The 493-nt window shown below is 51.5% G+C and carries 1 protein-coding gene; it reads left to right on the plus strand.

What is annotated here, in order from left to right; genetic code table 11:
• Positions 1-469: RNA pyrophosphohydrolase (locus A918_RS0117160; RefSeq protein ID WP_022712244.1), on the plus strand; the 469-nt coding region annotated here is incomplete at its 5' end.
• Positions 470-493 lie beyond the last annotated feature (24 nt).

Genomic DNA, 493 nt, shown 5'->3' on the forward strand with positions numbered 1-493 from the left:
TGTAGGCATTATGGTTTTGAACAGCGAAGGCAAAGTCTGGGCTGGACGCCGCATCATTGAGCCGAATGGTGAGATGGAAGGTGCAACGCAGCTTTGGCAGATGCCGCAGGGTGGTATTGATGCCGGTGAAGATCCGGCAACGGCATCGCTGCGCGAGCTCTATGAAGAAACAGGTATGCGCAGCGTCAGCCTTTTGGCCGAAGCGCCGGACTGGATCAATTATGATCTGCCGGAACATCTGATCGGTATTGCCTTAAATGGCAAATATCGCGGTCAGACACAGCGCTGGTTTGCCTATCGTTTTGAGGGCGACGAAAGCGAGATTGCAATCAACCCGCCACCGGGTGGACATGATGCTGAATTTGATATGTGGGCATGGAAACCGATGATGGAGCTGCCGGAACTGATCGTTCCGTTCAAGCGCCCTGTTTATGACGAAGTCATTCAGGCTTTCAGACATCTGGTTTAAGATTTTATCTCTTACAAAAACCCC

This window comes from Pseudochrobactrum sp. AO18b, assembly GCF_000409565.1.
Classification (GTDB): domain Bacteria; phylum Pseudomonadota; class Alphaproteobacteria; order Rhizobiales; family Rhizobiaceae; genus Pseudochrobactrum; species Pseudochrobactrum saccharolyticum.